3 protein-coding genes and 1 pseudogene are annotated in these 3032 nt (G+C 70.3%); all 4 read right to left on the bottom strand.

All coding sequences use genetic code 11. The features are described 5' to 3' along the window. Window positions 1-158: 158 nt before the first annotated feature. Window positions 159-1427, bottom strand: a complete 1269-nt coding sequence (locus tag VFM98_RS08440) for an NAD(P)/FAD-dependent oxidoreductase (protein ID WP_325109467.1) — start codon at window positions 1425-1427, stop codon at window positions 159-161. Next, window positions 1424-1876 (bottom strand): c-type cytochrome, encoded by a 453-nt coding sequence (locus VFM98_RS08435; RefSeq protein ID WP_325109466.1) that lies wholly within the window; start codon window positions 1874-1876, stop codon window positions 1424-1426. Before VFM98_RS08435 ends, VFM98_RS08440 begins: the two co-directional genes overlap by 4 nt. Window positions 1877-1880: 4 nt before the next feature. Beyond that, a complete protein-coding gene (locus VFM98_RS08430; protein ID WP_325109465.1) occupies window positions 1881-2444 on the bottom strand; it encodes a LemA family protein in 564 nt (187 codons plus the stop codon). Between the two features lie 71 nt (window positions 2445-2515). Next, a pseudogene (locus tag VFM98_RS08425) lies at window positions 2516-3032 on the bottom strand (DNA-directed RNA polymerase subunit beta'); the annotation flags it as partial.

Below are 3032 nucleotides of genomic sequence, written 5' to 3'. Positions count from 1 at the left end.
CAGGTGGCGCAGCACGTGGAAGGCGAGCGCCTGCGCCGCGGGGCGCCGCGGCGCGTCCACGCGCGCGAGCGCCGGCGTGGCCGATTCGCCGCGCCGCACGGCGGCCAAAACGGCGGCGGCAGCCTGCAGCTGCCGCCAGAGGGGAACGGGAGGTTGCATCAGGTCAGCGTGTCGGCCCAGATGTTACGCGCCCAGTTCAGCGCATAGCGGCCTTCCAGCTCGCTGGGCGCCGGGCTCACGCCGCCCGAGGCCCCCACCGCCTTGTAAGTGCGCTCGGCCGCCACGTATTCGTGCACGCTCGCCACGTGGATCACGCGCTGGTCGTCGACGAAGCTGTAGCAGGTGTTGGTGAGCATGGGCGCCGGGTTCACGGGCCAGCCGGAGAGCTGGGCGACGATCGCGGCGGCGGCGACCTTCGCGTGCGCATTGGCCATGTGGCCGCTCTTGGGCATCGCGGGCGCGATCTGGATCGCGTCGCCAAGCACGTGGATGTCCCTGGCGGCGGTGGACTGGAAATCCAGGTAGTCGACGCCGCACCAGCGCCGGCCCGCCATGTCGTTCAGGCCGGCCTGCACGGCGATCGCGCCGGCGCGCATGGACGGCAGCACGTTGAGGACGTCGGCCTTCACGTCCTCCTCCACCTCGAACCTGATGACGCCGGCGCGCGCGTCGACCGCCACGGCCTTGTGCTGCGGCCGGTATTCGAGGATGCCCTTGTACTGCTCGTTCCAGACGCGCTTGAAGAGCGCGCCCTTGGAGGTCACGTCCGGATTGGCATCGAGCACCAGCACCTTGCTGCGCGGCTTGGCCTGGCGGAAGTACCAGGCCACCTGGCAGGCGCGCTCGTACGGGCCGGGCGGGCAGCGGTAAGGCTGTTCGGGAATCGTGATCGCGTACACCCCGCCATCGGGCATGGCTTCGAGCTGGCGGCGCAGGGCGAGCGTCTCAGGGCCTGCCTTCTGCCAGGCCTGCAGCACGCGGCCGCTGGCGTGCGCGGGGCGCAGGCCCTCGATGGAGTCGAACAGCAGTTCGACGCCCGGCGAGACGACGAGCTTGTCGTAGCCGATCACGGGGCCGCCGGCGAGCGTGACGGTCTTGCGCTGCGGGTCGATGGCTTGCGCGCTGTCCTTCACCAGCGTGACGCCGTGGCGCGCCAGGCCGTCGTACGGCGTGGTGATGTCGCCGATCTGCCGGCTGCCGCCGATCACGAGGTTGGAAAGCGGACACGAGACGAAGGCCTCGTTGGGCTCGATCACGACGACATCGATCTTGTGCTCGGACAGCAGGCGCACGTACTTCGCGGCGGTGGCGCCGCCATAGCCGCCGCCGATCACGACGACGCGGGCCCTGGCCGGGATGCGCGACGTGGCCGCGCAGCCGGCGAGGCCCAGCGCCGCTGCCGCATGCAGGAAGCCGCGCCGCTTCATCGCTTCTGCGCGGCGAAGAAGGCCGCGAGCTGTTCGAGCTGCGCGTCGCTGTAGCCGCGCGCGAGCTGCTGCATGATGGTCGCCGGCCGCGTGCCGGCCTTGAAGGCTTTCAGCAGCGCGAGCAGTTCCTCGCGCGAGCGGCCGGCCAAAGGCTGGAGCGGCGAGCCGGCGACGGTGTGGCCCTCGGTGCCATGGCATTGCGCGCAGTTGGCGGCGAGGGTGCGGAGATAGAGCGTCTCCTGCTGCGCGTGCGAAGGGGCGACAGCGGCCAGCATCGTGGCGGCGAGCGCGATGCGCGCGCTGGAGGTGAACGCTCCTCGTAGGCTGGTGGTGACCGAAGGGAACCCCAGCTTCGCTGCGCTCGCTGATCGCTGGGCTTCGCGCTCACGCGACTCAGCTCCGGCGGCTTCGCCGCCCCAGCCTACGAATGCCGCGACTGCGCAGTGCATGGCGTCAAGGCCTGGCGCGCAAGCCGCGCCCAGGGTGGAAGCCGAACAACCACGCCAGCAGGATCGCAGGGAACTGCGCGATGGCTTCGTTGTAGCGCACCACCGCCTGGTTGAAATGCTCGGTGGCGGACTGCGCCATGCGCACCAGTTGCTGGCGCTCGCCGCTGCAGTTCTCGGGCAGGCGCGGGCCCGCGAGGTCGTGCGCGTCGTCGCGCTCCGCGCGCTCCCAGGCCATGCCGAGCACCTCCTGCGCGGCGCCGAGGGCCGCGATGCGGTCGGGATCCAGCGGCCGCGACCTCGCCGCGGAGAGCGAGGCCTGCAACTGCGCGGCCGCGCCCTGCAGACCGCCCCAGAAGGCGCTGCCGCCGGTGAACTGCGACTGGGTCTGCTCGTCTTCCGGCGGCACGCATTCCTGCACCAGCTGCACCTGCTTGGCGAGTTCGGCTTCGAGCGCCGCGAAGGCGTGGTTGGCTTCGGAGCGCAGGCGCACCAGGCGGTTGTACGCGCCGACGGCCCAGAACAGGGCCACGGCCGCGATCACCCACGGGAGAAACGAGGAGGACTGCATGGTGTGCGGACGATAAAGAAAGGGCGCCACCCCTGCAAGAGGTGGCGCCCTTCAGCGGGAGCAGGAAGCGCTTATTCCGCCGTCGACGTGCCGTGGTCGTTGGTCTCGGAGCCGTTGCCGCCTTCCGTGACTTCCGCCAGTTCGGCCGCTTCGGCTTCGGCGATGGCGCGGCGCTCGGCCTCGTCCATCTGGTCCTTCGCCTTGCGGGCCACGTGGTAGGCCATGCCGGTGCCGGCCGGGATCAGGCGGCCGACGATCACGTTTTCCTTCAGGCCGCGCAGCTCGTCGCGCTTGCCCATGATCGCCGCCTCGGTCAGCACCCGCGTCGTTTCCTGGAAGGAAGCGGCGGAGATGAACGAGTCGGTCGACAGCGAAGCCTTCGTGATGCCCAGCAGCAGGTTGCTGTAGGTCGCCGGGATCTTGCCCTCGCCGCGCAGCTTGTCGTTCGTGTCCAGGATCTCGGACCGCTCGACCTGCTCGCCGGCGATGTAGTCGCTCTCGCCCGGGTTCTCGACGACCACGCGACGCAGCATCTGGCGAACGATCACCTCGATGTGCTTGTCGTTGATCTTCACGCCCTGGAGGCGG

Origin of the sequence: Ramlibacter sp. (assembly GCF_035706265.1) — a bacterium.
In the GTDB taxonomy this organism is placed as follows: Bacteria; Pseudomonadota; Gammaproteobacteria; order Burkholderiales; family Burkholderiaceae_C; genus Ramlibacter.
The sequence above is the reverse complement of the archived record's forward strand: the minus strand, read 5'-3'. Positions and strand labels throughout refer to the sequence as shown.